Origin of the sequence: Thiorhodovibrio winogradskyi (assembly GCF_036208045.1) — a bacterium.
GTDB lineage: Bacteria > Pseudomonadota > Gammaproteobacteria > Chromatiales > Chromatiaceae > Thiorhodovibrio > Thiorhodovibrio winogradskyi.
The window spans coordinates 1,523,839-1,547,428 of sequence record NZ_CP121472.1 but is presented as its reverse complement, the minus strand read 5'-3'; the positions used below and the strand labels follow the sequence as shown (position 1 = coordinate 1,547,428).

General features: G+C 62.1%; 24 protein-coding genes and 1 pseudogene. 13 read left to right on the top strand and 12 right to left on the bottom strand.

From position 1 onward, the window contains the following. Window positions 1-3 precede the first annotated feature (3 nt). The 5 genes and pseudogenes from Thiowin_RS06985 to Thiowin_RS06965 form a co-directional block, all read right to left on the bottom strand. On the bottom strand, window positions 4-255 hold the full coding sequence (locus tag Thiowin_RS06985) for a hypothetical protein (protein WP_328987027.1): 252 nt from the start codon (window positions 253-255) through the stop codon (window positions 4-6). A 9-nt stretch (window positions 256-264) separates the two neighbouring features. Continuing rightward, window positions 265-2,301: a type I restriction endonuclease subunit R gene (locus Thiowin_RS06980; RefSeq protein ID WP_328987026.1), complete on the bottom strand. Its 2,037-nt coding sequence runs from the start codon at window positions 2,299-2,301 to the stop codon at window positions 265-267. A gap of 119 nt (window positions 2,302-2,420) precedes the next feature. Further along, window positions 2,421-3,266 carry a type II toxin-antitoxin system antitoxin DNA ADP-ribosyl glycohydrolase DarG gene (darG, locus tag Thiowin_RS06975; RefSeq protein WP_456243447.1) on the bottom strand — a complete coding sequence of 282 codons (846 nt, stop codon included), beginning with the start codon at window positions 3,264-3,266 and terminating at the stop codon, window positions 2,421-2,423. A gap of 1,939 nt (window positions 3,267-5,205) precedes the next feature. Continuing rightward, a pseudogene (locus Thiowin_RS25210) lies at window positions 5,206-5,547 on the bottom strand (N-6 DNA methylase); the annotation flags it as partial. A gap of 55 nt (window positions 5,548-5,602) precedes the next feature. Next, window positions 5,603-6,586, bottom strand: coding sequence for a class I SAM-dependent DNA methyltransferase (locus tag Thiowin_RS06965; protein ID WP_328987023.1), 984 nt, complete (start codon window positions 6,584-6,586; stop codon window positions 5,603-5,605). A 480-nt stretch (window positions 6,587-7,066) separates the two neighbouring features. On the opposite strand from Thiowin_RS06965, the gene Thiowin_RS06960 reads away from it, so the two are divergent. Together Thiowin_RS06960 and Thiowin_RS06955 are read left to right on the top strand one after the other, a co-directional pair. Then, window positions 7,067-7,414, top strand: a complete 348-nt coding sequence (locus tag Thiowin_RS06960; protein ID WP_328987022.1) for a BON domain-containing protein — start codon at window positions 7,067-7,069, stop codon at window positions 7,412-7,414. A 206-nt stretch (window positions 7,415-7,620) separates the two neighbouring features. Further along, a complete protein-coding gene (locus Thiowin_RS06955; protein WP_328987021.1) occupies window positions 7,621-8,619 on the top strand; it encodes an aldo/keto reductase in 999 nt (332 codons plus the stop codon). Window positions 8,620-8,763: 144 nt separating this feature from the next. On the opposite strand, the gene Thiowin_RS06950 is transcribed toward Thiowin_RS06955, so the two are convergent. After that, window positions 8,764-9,129: a TusE/DsrC/DsvC family sulfur relay protein gene (locus Thiowin_RS06950; RefSeq protein ID WP_328987020.1), complete on the bottom strand. Its 366-nt coding sequence runs from the start codon at window positions 9,127-9,129 to the stop codon at window positions 8,764-8,766. A 578-nt stretch (window positions 9,130-9,707) separates the two neighbouring features. Here Thiowin_RS06950 and Thiowin_RS06945 point away from each other — a divergent pair. From Thiowin_RS06945 to Thiowin_RS06905, 9 genes are all read left to right on the top strand, one after another. Continuing rightward, complete coding sequence (locus tag Thiowin_RS06945; RefSeq protein ID WP_328987019.1) at window positions 9,708-10,565, top strand: DUF2189 domain-containing protein; 858 nt, start codon at window positions 9,708-9,710, stop codon at window positions 10,563-10,565. 50 nt (window positions 10,566-10,615) lie between these two features. After that, window positions 10,616-10,822, top strand: a complete 207-nt coding sequence (locus tag Thiowin_RS06940; RefSeq protein ID WP_328987018.1) for a potassium transporter TrkG — start codon at window positions 10,616-10,618, stop codon at window positions 10,820-10,822. Continuing rightward, complete coding sequence (locus Thiowin_RS06935) at window positions 10,807-11,481, top strand: potassium channel family protein (RefSeq protein ID WP_328987017.1); 675 nt, start codon at window positions 10,807-10,809, stop codon at window positions 11,479-11,481. The genes Thiowin_RS06940 and Thiowin_RS06935 overlap by 16 nt, the downstream gene beginning before the upstream one ends. 252 nt (window positions 11,482-11,733) lie before the next feature. Beyond that, window positions 11,734-12,036 (top strand): hypothetical protein, encoded by a 303-nt coding sequence (locus Thiowin_RS06930; protein WP_328987016.1) that lies wholly within the window; start codon window positions 11,734-11,736, stop codon window positions 12,034-12,036. Between the two features lie 253 nt (window positions 12,037-12,289). Next, window positions 12,290-12,430, top strand: coding sequence for a hypothetical protein (locus tag Thiowin_RS06925; protein WP_328987015.1), 141 nt, complete (start codon window positions 12,290-12,292; stop codon window positions 12,428-12,430). Next, window positions 12,427-12,738: a hypothetical protein gene (locus Thiowin_RS06920; protein ID WP_328987014.1), complete on the top strand. Its 312-nt coding sequence runs from the start codon at window positions 12,427-12,429 to the stop codon at window positions 12,736-12,738. Before Thiowin_RS06925 ends, Thiowin_RS06920 begins: the two co-directional genes overlap by 4 nt. A gap of 216 nt (window positions 12,739-12,954) precedes the next feature. After that, a complete protein-coding gene (locus Thiowin_RS06915) occupies window positions 12,955-13,410 on the top strand; it encodes a CBS domain-containing protein (RefSeq protein ID WP_328987013.1) in 456 nt (151 codons plus the stop codon). A gap of 561 nt (window positions 13,411-13,971) precedes the next feature. After that, on the top strand, window positions 13,972-14,919 hold the full coding sequence (locus Thiowin_RS06910) for a diacylglycerol/lipid kinase family protein (protein WP_328987012.1): 948 nt from the start codon (window positions 13,972-13,974) through the stop codon (window positions 14,917-14,919). Window positions 14,920-15,257: 338 nt separating this feature from the next. Then, window positions 15,258-15,539 (top strand): hypothetical protein, encoded by a 282-nt coding sequence (locus Thiowin_RS06905; RefSeq protein WP_328987011.1) that lies wholly within the window; start codon window positions 15,258-15,260, stop codon window positions 15,537-15,539. Window positions 15,540-15,764: 225 nt separating this feature from the next. Here the strand turns inward: Thiowin_RS06905 and Thiowin_RS06900 are convergent, their stop codons facing one another. The 5 genes from Thiowin_RS06900 to Thiowin_RS06880 form a co-directional block, all read right to left on the bottom strand. After that, window positions 15,765-17,246 carry an alkaline phosphatase D family protein gene (locus Thiowin_RS06900; protein ID WP_328987010.1) on the bottom strand — a complete coding sequence of 494 codons (1,482 nt, stop codon included), beginning with the start codon at window positions 17,244-17,246 and terminating at the stop codon, window positions 15,765-15,767. Window positions 17,247-17,343: 97 nt separating this feature from the next. Next, on the bottom strand, window positions 17,344-18,069 hold the full coding sequence (locus Thiowin_RS06895; RefSeq protein WP_328987009.1) for an esterase family protein: 726 nt from the start codon (window positions 18,067-18,069) through the stop codon (window positions 17,344-17,346). Next, complete coding sequence (locus Thiowin_RS06890) at window positions 18,041-19,012, bottom strand: acetylxylan esterase (RefSeq protein ID WP_328987008.1); 972 nt, start codon at window positions 19,010-19,012, stop codon at window positions 18,041-18,043. The genes Thiowin_RS06895 and Thiowin_RS06890 overlap by 29 nt, the downstream gene beginning before the upstream one ends. A 9-nt stretch (window positions 19,013-19,021) precedes the next feature. Then, window positions 19,022-19,930 (bottom strand): polyphosphate kinase 2, encoded by a 909-nt coding sequence (gene ppk2, locus Thiowin_RS06885; protein ID WP_328987007.1) that lies wholly within the window; start codon window positions 19,928-19,930, stop codon window positions 19,022-19,024. A gap of 135 nt (window positions 19,931-20,065) precedes the next feature. Continuing rightward, window positions 20,066-20,326: a hypothetical protein gene (locus Thiowin_RS06880; protein ID WP_328987006.1), complete on the bottom strand. Its 261-nt coding sequence runs from the start codon at window positions 20,324-20,326 to the stop codon at window positions 20,066-20,068. 274 nt (window positions 20,327-20,600) lie between these two features. Between Thiowin_RS06880 and Thiowin_RS06875 the strand changes: the two genes are divergently transcribed. Together Thiowin_RS06875 and Thiowin_RS06870 are read left to right on the top strand one after the other, a co-directional pair. Next, window positions 20,601-22,469, top strand: a complete 1,869-nt coding sequence (locus tag Thiowin_RS06875; protein ID WP_328987005.1) for a methyl-accepting chemotaxis protein — start codon at window positions 20,601-20,603, stop codon at window positions 22,467-22,469. Window positions 22,470-22,507: 38 nt separating this feature from the next. Beyond that, window positions 22,508-22,906 (top strand): hypothetical protein, encoded by a 399-nt coding sequence (locus Thiowin_RS06870; RefSeq protein WP_328987004.1) that lies wholly within the window; start codon window positions 22,508-22,510, stop codon window positions 22,904-22,906. Between the two features lie 274 nt (window positions 22,907-23,180). On the opposite strand, the gene Thiowin_RS06865 is transcribed toward Thiowin_RS06870, so the two are convergent. Beyond that, complete coding sequence (locus Thiowin_RS06865) at window positions 23,181-23,468, bottom strand: hypothetical protein (protein WP_328987003.1); 288 nt, start codon at window positions 23,466-23,468, stop codon at window positions 23,181-23,183. Between the last annotated feature and the right edge of the window lie 122 nt (window positions 23,469-23,590).

The window sequence follows — 23,590 nt, the reverse complement described above, 5'->3', positions numbered from 1 at the left end:
CCATCAGGGCGGCGCATAGGCAAGGCCGAGCGTGTCATGCCCGGTTTCATCGATGGCGCGCACCAGACCTTTGGTCAGCCGCTCGCGGGCATCGGGATTGCGCCAGCAGCCGACCAGGCGAATCTCGCGCCCGATGCGTTCGACCAAGTCGAGTGTTGCCGCAATGAGGGCATGGCGCTGGCTGTCATCGGCATCGACGTTTGGGAAGCAGAGCTCGAGCATCAGGCGCACGAAGGGCCGGCTGGCGGCGACCACCTGCGCCTTTTAGCCCTCGGGCAGGATCACCTTGGCAAAGTGCCGCATCATGTCTCGCGCCTTCTGTGCGATCAGCAGCGGCGCCTCCAGCACAACGCTGTCGGTGCCATAGCGGGCCTTGATGACGGCCAGCTCCTCGGGCTCGTAGTCCTTGAACATGTCGAGGAACAGATCGTCCAGGGTCGTCGCGTCCTTGACGAATCCGTCGGCGGTGCGGCCCTCGTAGCGGATCGGCACCGTGGCGCCATCCAGCTCGGCGTCCTTGAGCACATAGCAGTCGATGAAGTCGCCGAAGATCTCCGCCGTGCGCTTCTTGTGCTTGGCCAGGATCGGCGTCCCGGTGAAGCCGATCATCGCCGCGTTCGGCAACGCTTGGCGCAGATTGCGATGCAAGCTCAGCGAGTGGCCGCGATGCGCCTCATCGACCAGCACCAGGATGTCGCGGGATTCGTTCAGCAGGGGAAAGCGTTCTTCGCTGACGTCTTGCGTGAGCCTGATCTCCTTCTCGACCACCGGCTGCTCGCGACCGGGTTTCTTCTCCTTGCGCCGAATGGTCATGGCGACCCGATCGGCGTCATCCACGCGACGCTCCTGATACTTTTGCAGCATGGCAAAGACGATATCCGGCGTCGGCTCGCGGAGGATGGCTTGCGTCAGCGCGGTTGGCGTCAGCCGGCGCTCCAGATCCTGCTGATTGGGGCGCACTGTCTCGCCGGACAGCCGCGCCGTCGCCTTGAGCTGACCTTCAAGGTCGGTGCGATCGGTGACCACGACCACCTTGTACTGTTGCAAGCCCGGCGTCATGCGCAGCTTGCGCACCAGAAACACCATGGTCAGGCTCTTGCCGGAGCCTTGTGTGTGCCAAACGATGCCGCCGCGGATGGCTTGGTCGTTCCATCCCGCCGCGCCATCGTCCAACAAGCGGCGAATGATCTTGTGCACCGCGCGAAACTGTTGATAGCGGGCGATGATCTTGCGCGTGCGGCCATCGACCTGCTCGAAGACGGTGAAATTGCGCATCAGGTCGAGCAGATGCGCGGGGCGCAGCATGCCCGCCACCAGCCGTTGTTGGCTCGACAGCGCCGTCGCGGCATCTTGCGATGCCGCTGGCCGCTGATCCTCGTCGCGGAAGAACAGCGGCGTGCCGGCGCGCCCGGCTTGCTCGGGGCCGAGCGCCGCGAGCTGCTCGGCGGCAACCGGGGCGAGCGTCGCGCCTGTTGCATGGGTGGATGCGGGTTCCTTGCTGGTCTCCACCGCCCCAGTCGCTTTGTTGCCTTCGTCGGTCTCGGCGTCGTCCCGCGCCTGCTGGATCTCGGCCAGCACCTGCGCGGGCGCGACCGGGCTGGTCTCGCTCCATTCCAGATAGGCCTCCGGCGGCGCGCCAAGGGTGCCGGCGCGGGCCTCGAAGAAATCGCTGGCGATCAACAACTGATTGGTGCGAAACAGGCGCTCGACGCCCTCGTGCTCTTTGAAGAGTGTCGGCCAGACCTCGCGGCGTTGATTGGAGTAGCGCAGCAATTGGTTGATCGCCGCGGCCATGGGGCTCTCGATGGCCGGGCTCTTGAACTCCGCCACCACCAATGGCAGCCCGTTGACGAAGAGCACCGCATCCGGCAGCACATGGCCCTGTCCGCTGGTCAGATCAACCTTGAACTGATTGATGACCAGGAAGTCGTTCTGGTCCCAGTGCTCGAAGTCGATGTAGCGCACCGGTTGCGGCCGGCCCTGATCCCAGTCCGGCAGCCCCTCGACCACCGTGCCTTTTAACAACAGCTCGGTGATCGCCTGGTTGACCTCCATCGGCCGATGCCCCGCTACCTGCTCCAGGTCGCGGATCATCTTCTCGATGCGCGCATCGTCGAGCCAGGGCTGACCGTCGCGCCGATTGATCGTGCGCAGGGCCGCGACCAGGCGGCCCCTGAGCAAGACCTCTCGTGAGCTGGTTCGCTGGCTGGACTCGGGCAGGTCGGGGTCCGCCTTGATCCAGTCCCAGCCCATGGCTTGGAGCTGCTGGCAAAAGGGGCGCTCCACCAAGTCCCTTCCCATTCGATCTTGCTCATTTAGCGGCGCTCCTTGTTTCGGGTTGCCTCATACCCAGACCAAGCGCGGCGGCCTGGCTTGGGAAAGTGCGTTAACCACCAGGCCGCACTTGTGCTAAATCGGCATCATCTTTCGGTTAAGCCCTTGTTTTTATGACGAGACGCCATTTTTTCCAGGTTTTTACTTGTGTTAACGATTGTGCTAAACCTTTGCGACCGGGTAGTTAGCCATCCCGCATTGTCCAGCTGCTTCCAAGCGGCTGTAACGTGCTCAGGCTTGAACAGGCGAGCCTGGCGGTGGTTCCAGGTCCGCACCCGCTCGCCGGCATCATCGATGCTCGCCGCGGGCGCTCCGGCGCCTCCGCTCGGATGGTGCGCGACCCAGTGCACGGTGGCGAGCAATTCCATGCCATAGGGCGTCTCGAAGCCTTCGATTAGGTCCACGACCTGCTCTAGGCGTTGCCGAGATTCCGGCTTATCGGCAAGAAAGGCTGTCGCCGCCTCAACGGCGCCGGGCAGCAGCTCGATCTCGGCATCCGGCTTCTGGCTGTTGCCATAGCCGCGGATGAAGTGGCCCTCCATGACCTCTAGCACCTTGTTTAGGTTCGCCGCATAGGGGCCGTAATGTCCCGCCTCGTAGCGCAGCCGCAGCGGCTCACCGGCGGCCTGAAGGAAGTAGGCCAACTTCTGAACCTCCAGCAGCGTGCGGCTGTAGTCGAGAGCGGCGTAGGCGTCCATCAACCGGATGAACAGGGCCCTAGCTTGGGTCATATTCGGCCGCTTGGTGCCCACGGGCATGGATTTCGCCTGCGGCGCCCCGCTCGGCTCGAACAACAGCACCCGCACGTCGGGCAACCGCGCGAATGTCGCCTCGATCATCGGCCGCACCACGCCCCAGTCGAGCCCGCCAAGACCACAGCCAAGCGGTGGCACAGCGATGGAGCGGATGCCCAGCCGTTGTACCTCGGACACAAGGGCCGTCAATCCGGAGTCGATGTCCTCGATGAGCGTCACCGAGTGTCTTCACATTCCAGCTAGTTGGAACCCTGCCTGAATTAGATTCCTGGAAGTCTTTCGGACTTGAGTTTGGATCACGCAGCTCGCCGTTCTCGTCGATGCCGCAAGTCAGAAAGTTTTTGAGTAGACCGGTGCGGAGTTGCTTGAGCTTGGCAATAACCGCCTCGGTGCGCGTGATGGCTTCGTCGACCAAGCGGAGATGCTGTCCGATGACCCGCTGCTCCTGAATCTGCGGCAACCAGATCGGTGTTGCGCTGACAGCGGCGTGAGGCAGACCATAGCGCGTCAATCCATTTGCGTGCTCTGCGAAGTAACGTGCAATGCGGTGATTCCCAAGCTGTTTGCAGAGGAAGGGTGGATCAACGCGATCAAGATCTGGTCGTATCAAGCCCAGATGATATCCGCATACAAGATCCGGCGCTGTGTAATCCGCGATGGCAGGAACCCCAATATCGTATGGAGTTTCCGAGTCCTTGGTCAGCATAACGTCGCCTACGCGAATCCCAAAACGATCAATCTCGGCCAGACTTGCGGACGCCTCCATGAATTCACGTTCCACAAATCCAATGACAGCCGAGCACCGCTCCCCCAACGCCGCATCCAACCCTGCTTGCAGGTCTTGCGCAAACAGCATCAACACCAACTCATCCTTGTCGTCCTCGCTCATCACTCCGCAGCGTGACTTGAGCTCCTCCAAGAAATCGGCGAGCAGGGCGCGGTAACGTTTCCGGGCGTTGGCAAGATCGTCGAGGATTGCCTGGTAAGGCTCCAGTGCCTCATTGATCCGCTTCAGCTCGGCATAGACCGGCGGGAGTTGCGTTTCGAGCGCCCCGTGCCGCGCCTCGGCGTCCCGGAGCTGTTCTTCGCGCTTGCGTGCCGCCGGGCGGGCGCGGGCATTGTCGGGGACAGGCTGCTGAAGCTGCGCCTTCAACCGTCCGATCTGGGTTGCCAGCTTGCCAATCGCCTTCACCGGTTCGCGATGCTCGGCGCGTAGCTCCTTGGCCTGGCGCTCCAGATCCTTGGCCTGATTCCAGTTGCTCAGCTCCTCCTCGTCCAGTTCCTCTGGCGCGTTGTCGGCCTCGAAGGCGGCCTTGTCGGCCTTCAGGCGCGCGACCTCGGCGCGGGTCTCGGCGATCCGCTCCAGGTAGTCGCCCATGGTCGCCAGCACCAGCTTATGGCCGAAAGGATCGAACGCGGGGCCGGTGTTATCCTCATCGTCCAGGGCATCGGCGATGGCGTCGATCCAGCCGTCGATGACGCCGGCAAAGCCACGCTCCGTCAGGATCTTGAGATCGGCGAGGCTATCGGTCCACCAGGCGGCGATCACGCCAGCGAGCTTGAAATAGTCCAACACCGCGAGCGGGGCGAGGGCATCGGCGAAGCTGGCCAGCATCTCGGCGCGAACGGCATTGAGATTGCCGCGCTCGCTCAACGCACTGAGCTTGGGGGCATGCTCGCGCCACCAGTTGGCGAGCTGTTCCTGGACGGTCTGGAGGCGGGCCTGAACGCCGGGGTCTTGCTCGATCAGCGGTCGGATGGCCGCGCGTTCGGTCAGGGTCGGGGCGAAGTCCCGATAGGCGCCCTGGCCAAGCCCAAGCCCAAGCCCAAGCTCCAGTTGTTTGGCCGCCGTGATGGACTCGGCGGTTTCGCTGGCTGGCTGGATGCGGCCGCTGTCGGCTGTCTTGGCCGCGGGATGCCGCTCATCGCGGCAGACAAAGAGCTTGCTCGGGTCCAGCCCAATCGCGTCGAACAGAGCACGCTGGGCATCGATCTCCGCCGCGGGCACGCCGCCGTGCAGGTGTGCGCGCACATCCTGCGGCTCGGGCGGTGGGGCGTTGTCGACATAGCGGCGGATGTTCAGGTTCCTGTCGTTGGTCGGGTCGCCGATCTCGGTGATCGACACGACGCGGGCGTAGGCGGGCAGGTCCTCGAAGCGTTTGTAGGTGGTGACGATCTTCTCGATGTCCTCGGGCCTGAGCGCATTCTGCGCGCGGCCGGCGTGGTACTCGGCATCGGCGTTGATGAACAGCACCCGGCCGCGACGTGCCTCGGGCTTGTTGGGATTCTCCGGCTGGCCGCTCAGATTCGGGCGCATCACCAGGATGCAGGCCGGGATCGCGGCACCGTAGAACAGATTTGCCGGCAGGCCGATAACGGCCTCGATTAGATCCTGTTGCAGCAGCTTCTGGCGGATCTCGCGTTCGGCGCCGGCGCGGAACAGCACGCCATGAGGCATCACCGTGGCGACCATGCCACCGGCCGGCAGACCGCGAGCATGTGCTGGGCGAACATCAGGTCGGCCTTCTTGCCGGTGGTCGGACACCAGCCCCAGCGGAAGCGCTCGGGGTACCCATGTTGGTGCGGCTGTAGTTCTGGCTGAAGGGCGGATTGGCGATGACGCGGTCGAAGCGTTCCAACTCGCCAGCCTCACGGTGCCGGGGATGCAGCAGGGTGTCCTCGAGCTGGATGTCGGCGCCCTCGACGCCGTGCAGCAGCATGTTGAGCTTGCAGATGGACCAGGCGCAGGCATCGTTGACCTGGCCCGCGAGCACCAGATCGCGTGGATCACCGCCGGATTGCTCGACGTATTCGCGACTGATGATCAACATACCGCCGGAGCCGCAGGTGGGATCATAGACGCGCATGCCGGCCGCGGGCTTGAGGATGCGCACCATGAGCCGGATCAGATCGCGCGGAGTGTAGAAGTCCCCGCCCTTCTTGCCGGCAGACTCGGCGAACATGTTGATCAGGTATTCATAGGCGCTGCCGAGCAGGTCCGAGAACTGGAAGTCTTCGTTGCGCAGCCGGTGCTGGCTGAAGTGGCGCACCAGATCGGCGCAGGCATCGTCGCTCACCACGCGCTTGTTGCCCTGCATGCGCTGGAACTGGATGTGGTCGAGCACATGGGTCAGGGAGTCATTGCTCTCGGTGAGCGCCGCGAGCGCCTCGTCGAGCCGGCTGCCAAAGGGCTTGCTAGCGTCGTTGAGCTTGGATTGCAGGTAGGACCAGCGCGCCCGTTCCGGTACGAAGAAGCTGTCGTAGAAATCCGGATTCTCACCATAGCGCTGCTCGGCGACGTCCTGAACGATCCCTTGCGCTATCTTGCGGTTGACGATGCGCTCGCGCTCGGCGTCGTATTGATCCGAGCAGCGCTTCAAAAACAGCATGCCGAAGATGTAGTCCTTGTAGGTGGCGGCATCCAACCCCTCCTGGCGCAGCCGGTCGGCGGCGGAGAGCAGGTGGCGTTCGAGCTTCGCAAGGGAGAGCTTGGGCATGGGGCTGAGACTGCGTTGAGATTGGGCTAGCTGATGGGATCCATGCTTCGGCAGGCTGCATGTATCCCCTTGCCGAGAGGCACGAAGTCCGCATTCTGGGGATACCCAAGCCAATCCGAGGATCTAACATACGGCGCCGGGATTAGATTATCGGTCGTGAGCTGGGAGGTCAACGCCGTAAATGCAGCTGATCGACCATCGAGAGGGGCACGCAATGCGCTTGGTTATGCGGTTTCTAGCGATCTTGGGCCGCAGTGAACAGGCTCAAGATGAATGGCTTCAGTTTGCTGTCTGTAGCAAAAAAATCGTGGACGACGGCGGCTACCAAGCAGCGCGTTGATCGAACTCGAAGGCTCGCGGATGATCGGGACTATAGGGACGGCCGACGGCGTCGTGGCGCACCACTTCCAGCGGGTGTTCTGCCCCAGTGACTGGGGCATTGACACCAAGCCGAAGGGCTGACCCTTGACCATCTGACCCTTGGCCATCAAGAAGCAAGACAAGTCACCCCCCCGCGCCGCCGGGGTGCGCTCGGTGAAGAACGCCATCGAGGTCAAGCCTGAAGCCGACGCATCGGCGCCGACTGACCAGTCACACTTGACGCTCGACAAAACCGATGCCGGCATTGCCCAGCGCTTGCGCAACAGTCTGCGCTTCGACACCCGCATGCTGTCCCTCGACATTGACGCCGAGGTGCGCGATGGCGCTGCCATCCTCAAAGGCCAGGTGGACACCGAGGCCCAACGCGAGCAGGCCGGCAGCATCGCCAGCCATCTGATTGGCGTCAACAGGGTGGATAACCGGCTGTTGGTTAAGACCCAAAGTTAGAATGAGGCCTCAATCAGGAAAGACCATGTCGACTCAAGACGCTCAACACCCAAGCGTTGACTCCCTCAAGGCACTGGAATTGCGCGAAGCCGGAAGACTGCACCGTGAGTGCCTTGATGACATGCCTGAACCCGCGAGCTGAGTCGATCAAGCAGCCGCCACCGCCGCGGCGGCTAATCCCCCCTCCTCCACTTCACGAGGTTCCCATGGAATTCATCACACTCGCCGACACCCCACTGAACGTCTCCAGAATCGGCCTTGGCACCTGGGCCATCGGCGGCTGGATGTGGGGCGGGACGGATGCGGACACCTCCGTTCAAACCATCCTGCGCGCGACCGAGCAGGGCATCAATCTGATCGACACCGCGCCCGTCTATGGCTTCGGGCGCAGCGAGGAACTGGTCGGCAAGGCCATCGCCGCACATGGCCGCCGCGACGAGTTGATCATCGCCACCAAGACTGCCCTGGAGTGGGACAAGGATCAGTCGAGCGTCTGGCGCAACGCCAGTCACGCGCGCATTGAACGCGAAGTCGATGAGTCCCTGCGCCGCCTGGGCACTGATTATATCGATCTGTATCAGGTGCACTGGCCAGACCCGCAAACGCCGATCGCCGAGACCGCCGAGGCCATGCGCGCGCTGCTCGAAGCGGGTAAGATCCGCGCAATCGGCGTCAGCAACTTCACCCCGGCCCAATGCGAGGAATTCCTCGCCGTGGCGCCCCTGCATAGTGTGCAGCCGCCCTACAATCTATTCGAGCGTCAAATCGAGGCCGATCTGCTGCCCTGGGCACGCGAGCATAGTGTCGCGGCGCTTTGCTATGGCGCCATCTGCCGCGGCCTGCTGTCCGGGCGCATGCGGCCCGACACCGCGTTCGAGGGCGATGACTTGCGCCTGTCCGACCCAAAGTTCCAACAACCGCGTTTTGGGCAATACCTCGCCGCCGTCGAAGATCTCAAGACCCTGGCGAGCGAAGGCGGTGGCCATTCGGTTCTCGGGCTGGCGCTGCGCTGGCTGTTGCAGCAATACGACCACAACATCGCCCTCTGGGGCGCGCGTCATCCCGGACAACTGTCCGCCATCGACGAGGTCTTCGGCTGGACGCTCGGCGAGGACGATCTGGCCGAGATCGAGCGCATTCTGGCAACCCGGATTCAGGATCCCGTGGGACCGGAATTCATGGCGCCGCCGCAGCGCCAGCCCTGAAGCCTGACGCTGAGCCAGTGCGCCTTTGGCACCAGCACGACAGTTCAGCAAAACAACTGTTTGAAAACAGCGCGGGCCTCCTTTTGGCTGGACCAATTGCACCGGCGGCTGGGGCAAATGCCCCAACCGCCGGTGCCGATGATCTCAGCGGGCGACACCGAAACCCTCGTCCTGCGTATAGGGCGGAATCGGCAGGCCGGCGATTGTTAGCCCCTGCAACACCGGTCCCTGTGGGAACAGGCGGCGCAGATACCGCCGCCCGCCCTGATCGGCGAATTCGGCGTCGAGGTGGTCGGACAAATCCCTCCCGTTTGCCGGCATGCCTTGTTCGAGATAATGGGCGCGCAAGCTCGCCACCACCTGCCAATGGTCGTCGCTTAGCGCGATGCCGAGCGACTCGGCGATGCGCTGGCCCTCGGCGGGGGTCCAGTCTTCGAGTTCAATCTCGCGGTCGGCGCGACGCGAGCTTGAGGTGTCAGGGTTGTCAATGACCTTTCGCGCATCTGTCATGTGTCGTCTCCTCATTCTTTCTGGAACAATCGGACTCCCCAAGCTGCAATCGCCGTGCCCTTTCTCGAACGCCCATGAGGATGAGATCCGACGATCAGATCAGGCAAGGAAGGCGCTTGGGGGTGAAGACACCCGTCAGGCATGGCACTAAACGCTGGAAACTCAGCAATCGTGCCACCCGGCTGATGCCACTCACTCATCACTCACACGTTCTCATCACTCACAGGTTCCAGCGTGGGAATGCAGAGCGGCCGCTCCAGCGGCCCGAGTCAGCAGTCGAAGCACCATCAAGGCCAATTGGGAAGGCCGATTGGACACACCTTCGGCAGCGGCGGCGGGTGCATTGAACCAGTGATGGTGGATATGCCCCACCCTCAGGGTGTCGCGTTGCGCGGTTTGAGTCCTGATGGGTACTGGCACGGCTTCTGCTTTCCTTGCCTCTATCCCTGATCCATTCCGCAGCGAGTGCGATTGCCTTCCATCCCACCAGAACGAGGTTCCAGGCAGGATAAGGCGCAAGAAATGCACTCAGGGCCCGCGGCTTTCGCCGCGCAACATCCACCATCGGGAGGTCGCTGATGAGTACCTATGTTCTCTCCACCGCTCACCTGCCCCAGCGCAGATTTGAAATTCACCACAGGGCCTGGCGCCGGCCCTTCCAGTGGCTCGAGCGCGGCTGGCAGGATCTACGCGCCGCGCCGGTTATCAGCCTGCTCCACGGGCTGGTGATTGGCCTGCTGGTGGCCGCGGTCGGACGCTGGCTGGGCGCGAGCGAGCCGTTTTTTCTGGTGCCCTTCGCCTTTGGTGGGTTTTTGATCATCGCGCCGGTGCTGGCGCTGAGCTTGTTGGCGCTGGCCAAACAACGCGAGCATGGACCACGCGTGGATGGCCTGGGCGAGGATGCCTCCAAACCACCACTGTCAGCGCTCGCGCTGCTCTCCCGCAATGCCTCATCGCTTGGTTTATTTGGCCTGTTTCTGCTGCTGGTGTTCATCAATTGGATCATGCTGTCCAATCTGCTGTTCGGCGGTGTGTTTCATGAGCTGATGCCGACCTATGACCAGGTGCGGCCGCTGCCGGTGATGTTCGCCGAGAGTTGGCCTTTCGCGCTGATCTTCGGCGGTTTGGCGCTGCTCCTCGCGGCCTTGGTGTTTCGCGCCAGCGCCCTGGCGTTGCCGCTGATGGTGGATCATAAGATCGATCCATTCAATGCGGCTTTCGCCAGTTGGCGGGCGGTGGGCGAGAACGCGGCCACCATGGCCCTGTGGGCCCTGCTTCTGGCGCTGCTCACCGGCCTTGGCCTGCTGACCTTTGGCCTGGGGTTCATTGTGCTCATGCCTTGGATGGCCAATGCATCCTGGCACGGATACCGCGATATCCTCAGGCTCCAGTCAGAAGACGATGGGAAGCAGCATGGTGTTTCCGATGCCAGTTAGCATGACCTCGCTTCTCTCCTATCCCGCCGTTCTGACCGGTTGGCTGCTGCGTGGTCTCGGCCACCGCTAATGCGGGGCTCTCGGCGGGCCTGACCAGTCCCGAACTCCACCCGGCGCTGAAACTGGTGCTGTGCGCCGACATGCTGTTCGGACGGGTGGAGATTCTGGCGCTGCTGGTGGTGCTCTATCCACCAACCTGGCTGGCGCGCAAACGCAACCTCCAAAGGAGAGCGAAAAGGCCATGCGAACCGCATTGATCGGCAGCAACTCACTGACCCTGTCCACCGCCGAGTTGCTGCTCGAGGAGGGTCATGAGGTCGTGATCATTGAACGCGACCGCAACCGCATCGACGTGCTGTCCGAGCGGCTCGACGCCGGATTCGTTCACGGCGACGGCACCCTGCCGGACGTGCTCCGCGACGCCGAGCCCGAGAACACCGACGTGCTTTTCTGTCTGATGGAAAGCGACCAGATCAATATCCTGGCGGGGCTGATCGGGCGCTCGCTCGGATTCGCGCGAGTGGTTCCGCGCGTGAATGACCCCCAGTTTCAACGCATCGCCGCGGAGCTTGGGCTTGAGGACACCATCATGCCCAATCGGGCTGTCGCCGCGCACTTGAGCCAAATGCTCTCGGGCGGCAAATCGCTGGAACTTTCATCGGTCATCCGGGGGAACGCGGCCATTTTCAGCCTCATCGCCAAAGCGTCCGAAAAGGGCCCCATTGACAACCTGAAGTTGCCAGAACGTACCCGGATCGTCTGCCTTTATCACGACGAGCAGTTCTATTTGCCACGGGAGGTCAAGGCGCTAAAAACCGGCGACGAGCTAATCCTGATCACCAGCCACCAGCAGCTTCCCGAACTCGAGCAGCGCTTTGAGCGCGGCGAGGCCGGAGACCAGCTCAAGGCCGACTGACCGGGGCGCGACTCATGGCGCGGACCGGCAGGGCGCACCGGAGACGGTAGCGCGCGACCCCGCGCAAGGGCATCAGCGGCGGGCTTTGGGCAAATGCCCCTATCACTGGTGCACTTGCCCACCCCCAGCATCAGGTCCTAACCTCCTTGGATCTGAACAGTCGCACTCACCAACACCAGCCCCGAGGCATCAAGCTTCCATGCCAGCGCGGCGGATGAAGAAGACCTGTTCATCACCGTCACCACGCCCATTGTGATTGCCCAAACCACGGTGATCGGCACCGTCGAGGACGTCGGAGACAATATGTTCCGCGTCGATACCGGCCAGCAGGATGTCAATGTGATGACCGCGGCCATGGGCTATGACCCGCTCGACGATGAAGGCTACCAAAAAGTCGAGGCCGGCGATCGCGTGCATGTCACTGGCCAGCTGGACGAGGATTTCTTCACCGCGCCGGATCTGATGGCCGACAGCATCGTGGTGCTCAAGGATTCCAGCAAGCAGCAGAGCCAGCAGAACGCGTGGACCACGGATAACGGCGGCGATCAAAGCTGATCGGCTGCTTGTCGGGGCGCGGCGGGCGGCCAAGCGCCGCCGCGCGCCCCGCGGCTCAGGAAAACAGGGGCAGCGCTGGCCAGAGGCGCCGTCCCTGATACATCCGCATGGATTCCGCCACCTTCTCCTTGACAGGCTCCTTGACAGGCGCCCTGCTATGGTTTGGCCTCGGCACCTTGACCATCGCCCTGCTCGGCGCCAAGCTCACGCGCCTGGCCGATCACCTCGCCGATCACCCGGTCTGGGCGAAGCGGTGTTCGGCGCCCTGTTGCTGGGGGCGACGGTCTCCTTTCCGGGCAGTGTCGCCTCCCTGACCGCGGCCCTGGCCGGTCACCCGGAGCTGGCGGTCAGCAATGCCGTCGGTGGGGCATCGCCGCCCAGCCAGAGTTGGTGACCACGGTCGCCGCCGTGCGCCAGTGCGCGCTGACCCTGGCGGTGAGCGGCATCATCGGCGGCAACACCTTTGATGTGCTCTTTCTGGTGCTGGCCGATACCGCCTATCGCAAGGGCTCCATCTACCACGCCATCGGCCCGGCACCCTTGTTCCTGATCAGCCTGGCCATTCTGCTCACCGCCACCCTGCTGCTCGGGCTGATCCAGCGCCAACGCCACGGACTGGCCAACATCGGCTTCGAGAGTGTCGCGGTGCTGGGCTTTTATTTGATCGGTCTGGCCGTCCTGGTCTGGTGGCCAGGGTCTTGACCATGTATGCGATTTGTGCTAAGTAAATCGCCTTAGTAGACGGTGCATTTGCACGGCTGACAGGAGCATTTGAACCAGCGTGCCGGCTCAACGGGGCGGTTTTAGGCGCAAAGAAAGCACTGGCATCACCTTTGCTTTGATTTATGTGAACGAGCCTATCGCAGGTTTCCGCTTGAACCCGCACAACCACTCCTCGGAACAACAGGAGAACCAGCCATGCAAGTGCAAGATGTCATGACCCCAAATTTCCGCGTCATTCCCTACACCGCCTCTATGGGCGAAGCCGCCACGCTGATGCGTGATGAAGATGTCGGTTTTCTGCCGGTGACCAATGAGAACCAGGTGGTCGGTATCCTGACTGACCGCGATATCACAGTGCGCGGTCTTGCCGCCGGTTTTCCGCCGGAGACGGCCGTCAGCGAGGTCATGAGCCCCGGGGTGGATTTCCAATACGCTGACGCCGATCCGCAGGCCGCCGCCCAACTGATGGAAGAACGCCAGGTGCGCCGCCTGGTGGTCTTGGATCAGTCCAACCGCTGTGTCGGTGTGGTGTCACTGGGTGATATCAGTGTCGGCAGTGGCAATCCGGTGCTCGGCGGGGCCACGCTCGAGAGGATTTCCGAGGACAGCCCCGCGTCCTCGGTGTCCGGGGAGCCTAACCCGGCGGCTTGACCAGCCACAGCGAACCGCTCAGTCTCGCTGCGCGCCGGTTCGTATCGTCCGGCGGCGCTTGCCCCTTGCCTACCCTCAGGAGTCCGTTATGTTTATGAAGGACACCCCCAGCGACAAGCTTGTCGAAGTGCTCGGCTTGCGCGACCTGTTCAACCCGCTGCACCCCCAGGTGATTGGCCGCTTTTTACGTCGGCGAGGAAGCACAGGATCCGGAGCCCTTCAACTAAGAAACCCTGTGTTTTCTCTCCGGCGAGCCCTCCCCGCGCTGCTGGTCCGATTCCCATGACCGCAATGCGGAGGTCGAGCCCCAGTTCCGCGGACGCGAAACCATCCGAGGCAAGCGCGTCGAAAGCGGATAACATGACTGCAGGATGATCTCCGCACCCGCGCGCACCCGGCGCGGGTCTTCACCCGCGCTTTTGCTGAACAATGAACCAAGCCGAGTCCAACAACAACAAGATAAGGGCGAACCCGCCCCCACCGACGCGCAGCGGTGCAACCGCTGCTGAAGAGTCCAGTTTTTGGTCCCAGTGGGCCAGTGGCGATTCCCGATCCGGGCGGGTGCTGGCGATCTTCAATCCAACCGCCGGCGACACCCCGGCCGCACGCGACGCGCAGACCGCCCTCCTCGAGCACCTGCGCATGGGTCTGACCACGCACGGGCTGGAACTCGAGCACATGGCCTTCGAGCCCATGCATTTTCGCCAAGCCCTGCAAGCGCACCTGGGCGATGATCTGCGTGCCATTTTCGTACTCGGCGGCGATGGCACCGTGCTAGCCGTTGTCGAAGCACTGAAAGGCGCCCAGGTTCCGCTAGGCATTCTGCCGCGGGGCACCATGAACTGGCTCGCACGCGACCTGGGGCTCCCTCCCGATCCCGAACAGGCGTTGGCGGAGCTCATGAATCCCGTCCTGCGTTGGATTGATCTTGGTCGGGTCAATGGCCACCCCTTCCTCTGTGCCTGCATGGTCGGCGTTGCCGCATTGCTGGCGCGTTATCGCGAGCAGCGCCGTCAACAATCCCGCTGGCGACGTTGGCCGGCACTCTTGGTCAAGGCCCTCAGGCTGTGGGGACGTTATCCGCACTTGCGCCTGCACCTGGTCACGGAGGACAAGACCCAGCGGCTGTGCTCACGCACCCTAGTGGTGGTCAACAACCGCCTGGAACCGGCGTTTAATGTGTTGCCGGCTCGCCCGCGCCTGGATGAAGGCCTGCTCGCGCTTTATGCCATGCGCCGCGCCACGCTGAAGCGCCTGCGCTCGCTGCTCGCGCGTTTGATGTCCGGCGCCTGGAGCATGGAGGATGTGCTCCTGACCGAGACAAGCACCACTGTGCGCATCGAGTTACCCGGCACCACAAGCCTGCCGGTACTCTTGGATGGGGAAATTCGGCGACTCAACCCACCCTTGAATTTCAACATCGAGGCCAGCGCGATACCCGTGCTCGTACCCGCCGCTCCAAACTCGACCAATCATCTGAAAAATGACTTAAACGCTCGTCCTCACTGAAAAAAGGCCCACTAGACTAGACAATGGTGCTGATCGACCTGCGCGCGCAAGCGGCCTTCTGGCAAAACCAACATGCGCGCCAAGGCCGAACGCCAGTTGGCGCATCAGGGGCGAACTCAGGTCAATCGGCATCATCGGTCATCAGCACCTCGCACAAAAAACTGCGGCAGCTTGGACAGATTCTTCCACGCAAGTGCGCTCAAAGCCCCCAGGGATCCGTTGCCAGGCAGGCCACCCCGGTCCTGCCTGCGCAGAATCTGATAATCCTCCCGTGAGCGTCGGATCGAATCGCTTTCACCGAGCCCCAGGCTGGGGTTCAGGGGCGTCAATTCCCTTTAATGCACATCAACAGCCAGCCAGCCGTCCCGGATGGATGCAGCGATCCGTTGCGCATCGACCCCCTCGGCCACCAAACCTCGGCCACCAAAGATTCGTTCCGCACCGAGGCAGTGATACAGTTCCCCGAAAACAACGCCCGCAATTGGAGAACATTTGCTCGCGGATTGCGGCAACCGCTGCCGACGTTAAAAATTCTGTCTGGTATTGCGCAAGATCAAGCTCATCAGCAAAGGGTGGCATTTCTTCGTCACCCTTTGGTTGTGTCCGAAAAGACGTCCTGAAACTCCCGCACCAATCCGTGACCGCGGTAAAGGCCGAACCTGTTAGAACACCAGGTTCGGATTCAACGAGTCCGAAAACACGACTTATTTAGCGCTCCGCCGCACGGCACATGACGCGCGCAGTTCATCGGGCGAGTGATGACCGTATTGCACGCGTGCTCCCCGCAACCGCCATCTCCCCTGTCGCGGCTGCGGTCGCTATTGCGGAAAACCAATGCCCCTGCATCAGATCGGGACTGGCCCAGGACGATCCTTTTCGACAATGAAAGACGCCTGCACATGGCAGGATGGTGCGCGCACCTTGACCGACGGCACCGCGAGAAGATCGGCGCGGACGCGCTCCGGGGTGACGTCCAGCCGCAGATAGCCGCGCTCGGTGCCGTTGGCGTAGCGCAGATGCGGATTCTCACGCACGGTGGCTTGAATCCGGTCCTCGGGGAGTGATTGGGAGGTAATCGAGGTCGTCACGAATTCACTCGCCACGGTCGCCGAGCGCGGGTCATCGAAATTCTTTTTCAGATCGGCGACCCAGAAAGCATGCACATCTCCGCCGAGCACCACCGGATTGCGCGGTTGGGGTTCCGCGAGAATGTCGAGCAAGCGTTGGCGGGCCGCCGGATAGCCGTCCCACCCGTCGGAAAAGAACGCCTGACCCGGCCCCGGGGCACTGTCGGCCTGGGCCATCAGCGTCTGTTGACCAAGCAGATTCCAGTGCGCGGTCGAGGCGCGCAGATTGGCCGCCAACCACTGCTCCTGACGCGTGCCAAGCAGAGTGGCGGCTGGGTCTAGCCGTTGATTACAGTCGCGGATGATGGCCGCGCCCGCGCGCCCCGGCTTCGGGCAGGGCTGCGGACTACGATATTGGCGATTATCGAGCAGATGCAGATCGGCGAGCGCCCCATGGTGCAACCGCGTATGAATGCGCATGGACGGCCCCAAAGGCACCATGGTGCGCGGCAGCGGCATGTGCTCGTAGTAAGCGCGATAGGCCACGGCCCGGCGCTTTAGGAACCACGCCGGATCGTCATTGTTCTGGGAGATCGCGCCGGCATAGTCGTTCTCCACCTCATGATCGTCCCAGACCATCAGCCATGGGCAGCTGGCATGCGCGGCTTGCAGGTCCGGGTCGGTCTTGTAGAGCGCGTGATGGCGCCGATAATCGGTCAGGGTGACGGGTTCCTGTCCCCCTTGGGAGCGCACGAGGTCATCGCCCCAGGTCGATTCGTAGATGTAATCCCCGAGGTGGAGGAAGAGATCAAGCGCATCGGCGGCGACGTAGCGATAAACGCCAAACCACCCCTGGGCATAATGTTGGCAAGACCCCACACCCAACCGCAATCGCGAAACAGGCGCGTATTGCGCCGGCGCGGTGCGCGTGCGCCCGACCGGACTGGTCGCGCCGAGGGCGTGGAAGCGGTACCAGTAGGTTTGCTCGGGCTCAAGCCCCTCGGGCTCGACATGCACCGAGTGCGCCCAGGCGGGCTCCGCATAGACGGTACCGCTCGCGGCGATCTGACGAAAGCCAGGATCGCGCGCCAATTCCCAAGCAACCTGGATGATTTCCGCCGGCAGGCCACCGTCCGGCGCCAAGGGCTCGGGGGCGAGCCGCGTCCAAAGCACCATCGAGCGCGGTTGTGGATAACCGGAGGCAACCCCCAGGGCGAAGGGATCGCGTTCACACCAGAGGTCCGCCCGTAATGGTGCCACGCAAGTCGCAGCGCTCAACGCACCGCAGGCTTGTAGAAGCCCTCGCCGCCGCGGGGAGAAGCCGCGATTTGGGACAAGCTGTTTGAACCGATATTGCTCAGACATAAAGCGGTGCCATGCGTCGCCAGTAGTAACCGCTGTGGGCACGGTCATCCCATTCATGCAGCGCATGCCACACGCCCTTCTCCCACAGGATGCGACTGACATGGCGATTGTTGTCGAGAAAGGGATCCTCGCGCCCGATCACGAAGATGATGTCCATGCGGCGCAAGGCGTCCAACCGCCAGCCATCGAGTCCAGGAAGGTAGTGCGCCGGGGAGTGGTAGTAAATCAGCTCGCTGCGATGCCCATCCAACAAATCCCGAAAGTTCTCGACATTCAAGGTCGGGTCATAACGCCCGGAGAAGGCGCTCAACTTCTGGAAGAGATGCGGATGCCGAAAGGCGATATTGGCGGCATGGAAGGCACCGAAGCTGCAGCCGTGCGCGATGGTACAGGGGTGGCTGTTCTTGCTGGCCATCAGCGGGAGGACCTCGTTGAGGATGTAGTCCTCGAAGGCCTGGTGCCGGGCAATACGCCCTTCCGGATGAGCCCAGTCACAGTAGAAGCCCTCCCAATCGAGGCTGTCGACGCAATAGAGCTGGAGCTGGCCGGCATCGATCTTGGGTCGCAGCGCCTCGGTCATGCGCAGGTTTTCATACTCGAAAAAGCGTCCATCGCGGGTTGGAAACACCAAGACCTTCGCCCCCGCATGTCCGAAGACCAGCAGCTCCATGTCCCGGCCGAGGCGTGGGCTATACCAACTGTGATATTCCCGATTCATGGTGACAGAAGAATCTCCTCAGGGCATCCAGCAGGTTGTGCTCCTGGGCGCTGCGTGCCGGGTTTTCGGCATGGCCAGTCGCCAGGACGAATAGCTGTTTGGGGCCTGCCAGCGCGTTATGGATGGCAAACTGCGTCGGCGGCGCGACATAGGGATCAAACAGCGCCGCGGCGACATGAACGGGCTGACGAATGAATCGCGCAGCCGAGCCGGCATCGTAGTACGCCAAGGTTTCCAACAGGTGACCATGGTGGCGTTGAAAACGCTGATGGGCGGCGGCCGAGCCAAGCGTTGGCAGTTGCAGGCGCAGTGGCTGATGACCGAAGGTGGGAACGTTAAGATGGGCGCGCGCGATCCGCTGATCCCAAGGCAGCGCCAAGGCGCCGATTCCGGCGCCGAAACTGATGCCCATGTAGCCAATATGGTATTCGCACTGCGGGAAGCGGGCCAACAAGGCACTGATACCGATCCAGAGATCCTGCACACAACCGCCGATGATGTAGCGGTCGCGTTGGTCGATGTCGTGCAGAACATGCCACCGAGGATCCTCGGAAATCGGTGCTCGGCGGCTACGCCCGATCCCGCGAAAACAGGGCATCAGATAAACGGCATCGGCACAAGGCAGCGGGAAATCCGGTTGATCAATGCCCCCGTAGCCGTGCCCCACGAGAAAAGCCTGGGTTGCCGGACGCTCGGTGGGTTCGAGCAGCCAACCGCCAATCGCAAAGCCCTCCGTCGATTGATAGCAGCAGTCCCACACCCGCCACCCGGTGCGTTGGTTCGCGGATCGGGTTAACTCCAGTGCTGGGTCGACGCCCAATGCCTGGCGGTAGCGCGCCTGCCAAAATGCGGCAAAATCCGCTGGCGCTTGGGGAGGCTGGATGGACAACAGGCCGTCGAGCGTGTAGCCGTAGGTTGGATCGAAAGGATAGGAGTGCGTCACGGCCAAGCATCAGTAACGCTGCGGCACCATCAGCTCGGCGGGCAGGGTGGAACGCTCATAGTTCGGGTCGAACACCCGGTCAGGCAGGCTGATGGACTCGTGCTCAACTTCCGTGTAAGGAATTTGTTCCAGCAGGTGGTGAATGCAATTGAGACGGGCGCGCTTCTTGTCGTTGGCTTCGACCACGTACCAGGGCGCCTCGGGGATGTTTGAGCGCGCGAAGGTCTCTTCCTTGGCTTTGGTGTAAGCCTCCCAGCGCACGCGCGATTGCAGGTCCATCGGGCTGAGCTTCCACTGCTTGAGCGGGTCATGGATGCGGATCAGAAAGCGCAGTTGCTGTTCTTCGTCGGTGATCGAAAACCAGTATTTGATGAGCCGGATGCCGGAGCGCACCAGCATGCGCTCGAACTCCGGCACGTCCTGAAAGAACTGCTCGACTTGCTCGGGGGTGGCGAAGCCCATGACCCGCTCGACGCCGGAACGGTTGTACCAGGAGCGGTCGAACAGGACGATCTCGCCGCCGGATGGCAGATGCGGCACATAGCGCTGAAAGTACCACTGAGTGCGTTCTCGTTCCGTCGGCTTACTGAGTGCCACCACCCGGCAGACGCGCGGATTGAGCCGCTGGGTGATGCGCTTGATCACACCACCCTTGCCGGCGGCATCGCGGCCCTCGAAGATCACGGCAATTTTCTCCCCGGTGTGCTCCACCCAATCCTGCAGCTTGATTAGCTCGGCTTGCAGCTTGAGCAGGGCGCGAAAATAGGTGTTGCGATCCAGTGTTTCCGGATGGCGCCGCTTGTAGAGTTTGCGGAGCTCGAGCGAGAGCGCCGGCTCGGACAACTCCAGTTCGAAGTCCTCATCGAATGAATCCTGGAGTTCCGCCTGGATCCAGTCCATGCCGTCGAGATGGGTCATTGTGGGATCCTCGAATGCTGCTCAGTTTGCGTTTCCAAAGGAGCGGATCAGCGCTTGGCGGCACGATGTCCGTCTCAACTCCGACCAAACAGGAACCGGACAAGCCCGGCGAGGAGAAATCGCGCCCGCCTCGGTTCAGTCCTGTCCTGGCCAGAGCACGCTGTGCTCTCGCAACCAGTTAATGAAGCGCTCGTTCTTGATATCCATGGAGCATGTCGGCGACAAGCTGTCCTGATAGTGGCCAAAGGCCTCGAGCAGTTCCGTTCGCTCCCAGGGGTCGAGATCCTCCCAGGCGCGCAATGCCGATGACTTTTCAGGCTCGTTGATCACCGCTTGTTCACTGGCGTCATTAACGTGTCGCGCTAGCCAGCGGGGGAGTAAACCGCGGAGTCTCATGATTCGACCGCCCCAGCCCCCCCGACGGACCGTTGATTGATGCTACTTCGCATGGATGACAATGTCATGACCTCGAAGGCCGTTTGTGTGATGACAGATCCCCCCATGCTTGCAGATTTTGCTGCAGCGGTCTAACCTCAAAACACCCTCAATCACCGCTGACGCCACCGCTGGACTCAGGGAGTCAGGTCGCTTTCCAGCCGACGTCAATCTCCGTCCCCCAACGGACTCCCCGTTGTGCGGACTGCCCTGTCGCAAGAGGCGTCAGATCCTTGTGCTGTTACGCAATCGCATTTCGCTCGCGGCCACTGTCATCGTGGTCGTCTCCGCCCTGTCCATTTCCATCGTCGACCACGTCGCTCAGCGCCAACTCGAAACCGGGATGGCCGAACCCGTCAATGTCGGCAAGACCTACGCCTGGCAGGCGTCAATTGACGAGCAGCTGACCCGCATGCGCGCTCAGGCCGATGCGCTGGCCAATGATTTCGCGATCAAGACCGCGCTAAAAGCCCAAGATCGCGCAGGCTTGCAGAAACATGCCGAGGCGCTGTTCAATCTTCTGAAAGAGCAGGATGTCTTTTCCGTCATGCAGATTCGCGGCACCGACGGCGAACTGCTCTACTCGGCGCCGGAGCAACCAAAACCTCCCAATCTGCCGCGGTTGACCGCACAAGCACTCGACGAAAACGAACAGGCGTCGGGACTGGAGCTGGGCTCGGACGGACGTCTGTATCTCGGCCTCGCCATCCCTATCGGCGGGCGTCGCGGTCTCTATGGTGCCGGATTGTACTTGATCGATTCTCAGGTGCTTGCGCGGTTGATGGCTGAACGCGATGGCGGTCAGGTATTCGTTCTCGGACCACAGGGAAGCGCGCAGGCCGCGAGCAGCGGGATTGCGTTCGCCGCGCTGGGCCTCAAGCGCCCTGCCGACAAGGCGCAATTGCAGACCGTCGCGGTCGCTGATCAGGTGCTTTCCGTAGCCAGTCAACCCATTGCCGACAGCGACGGGACGGCTGCAGGTTATCTGGTCTCGGCACGGGATATCACGGCCGATTATCGCGACGCCAAACGGCAAGCTCGGCTCCTGCTCGGCCTTACCACATTGATTCTGTTCGCCGCTGTCGCAGGCTTGTGGTTCTACATCCGCGCGGCCTTTCGCCCGCTCGGCGAAGGTGTGAACAGCCTGGAGGCCTTGGCCAACGGCCAGTTGCGCTTGAAGCTCAAGCCCTCCGAGCGCCAAGACGAAATCGGGTCCCTAACCGCGTCCCTGATTTCAACCAGTACGCGTCTGCGCGACGTCGTTGGTCAGGTCGAGCAGGCCGCGCGTGACGTCGTACAGCATGGCTCCCACCTGAACGACTTGTCCGAGACGGCTCAGCAAGGCACCGCCGAGCAGCAAGTCAAAATCGAGCAGATTGCAGCGGCCGCGACGCAAATGACCCAGACCATGGAGGCGTTGTCAGCCAGCATCGGCGAGATCAGCGCCTATGCCGTGGACACGCGCGAGCTCGCCACCAAAGGCTCCGGGATCATTCATACGGAAATCGCGGACATCCAAAGCATCGCCGCCGACGTCAAGCAGCTTGAGCAGGAAGTTGCCGAGCTGCATGTTCAGGCTGGGCACATCTCCGAAAGCGTGGCCGACATCGAGCAAATTGCTTCCCAAACCAATCTGCTGGCCCTGAATGCTTCAATCGAAGCCGCCCGCGCCGGTGAGCAGGGCCGAGGCTTTGCCGTGGTGGCTGAGGAGGTACTCGCGCTGTCGCGACGCACGCAGCAATCGAATGCACGCATTGCCGAGATTGCCGCGAGTATTCAGACCCGCGTCATCGCGCTGGGCAAGGCCGCCGGCAAAGCATCGGAAAAGACGACGGCGGATGCCAAGCTCGCCCAGCGCGCCGATCAAGCCCTAACACGCATCGAAGAGCACATCGAATCCCTCGAGCAACGCATCGAACAAGTTGTCGCGGCCTCCGAGCAGATTCTGAGCGCTTCGCAAACCGTGGGTCAGGACGTCCATGTGGTCGAGGCCAATGTCAATCGGATCGCCACGAATGCCCGCGAGGTGGCGGATGCATCGATCAGCCTGCGCCGGCTGGCAGAGAACTTGCAGGAACGGATTGGGTTTTTCATGCTGAAATAGACGCGGGCGGCAGGTCGTGCGACACGCGAAATCGCAGCATGGCATGGCTGAATGAAGGATCGGGAGAAATCGAAAAAACTGTGGTTCGCCATGGGTTCCGATGGACAGTTACGCACAGAAGCAGAACCATTCTGAATTGTGCTGTATCCAACCTGCCGCCGCATTCGGACCAGATCAAACCAGCCTGGGCTGCTGTTGCCGGAGCCTATCTGCTTGCCGCGGCGACGTTGGTACTCAAAACACCCGTCTATCTGCAACGTCCGGTAGCCTTAACCCTGTACATCGTTGGTTTGGTGATCGGCCTCTGGATCCTGCCTACACCATCAGGGCTCGAATGCTTCTTGCCGGTGTTCTACCTCAAGCTATTAGTCAGTCTCCTGCCGCACGAGGAACCTTACCGACCCTTGACTAGCGATAGAAGGTCATCGCTCGGCTGATTTATGTGTCTTATCGTGTAAAATTGTTAAGCCGGGAATTGGCCGGTATGCGCTATTGTTGGGCGTCATAGAAGGCTGCAGGAGCAAATGGATGGGGGCCAAGGCCAGCGCCTCGGCGTGCTCGAGATAATCCGGAGCATAGCGGAAATCCCCCCTGCTGAAGGCCGCCAGCGGTTCGGTGCCGCGATGCGCAACTCGCCCGCGAGCAATAGCGCGCCTGCCGGGGTGCGACGCCAGACTGAAACTTGCATCAGGGGTTGCCTGGTTTTTTCGTTCATTGACAACGCGGAGCACGCTGGCGACTGAGGTCAGAGTCGAACAATGACTCGAGTATTGATGAGCCGGTCGACCTCTTCAAGCGCGCCATAGAGCCGAATGGCGCGCAGCCAGGCACCAATTTGCGCGCTAGGATCACCCTGCTCCAGTTGCGATAGGTCGGCACCGAGAACCCGATGCGGACCGCCGCGCGAAACTGTGGTTCCTCGGCCAGCAGGCGGCGACGTCGCAGGCGCGCGCCCAAGGCCGTCAAGGCGGTTTGCTCGGCCTCTGTTAATGCAAGCATCTTTTCTTTTATCTGGCTTTTTGAACTGAAAAGAAAGTTTTATTGCTTTTATGCCAAAACGCAATCTCGCCTTTGGGCGCGTAACGAAATTGGCTGAGGGACAAAGAATCGACAGGTATCGA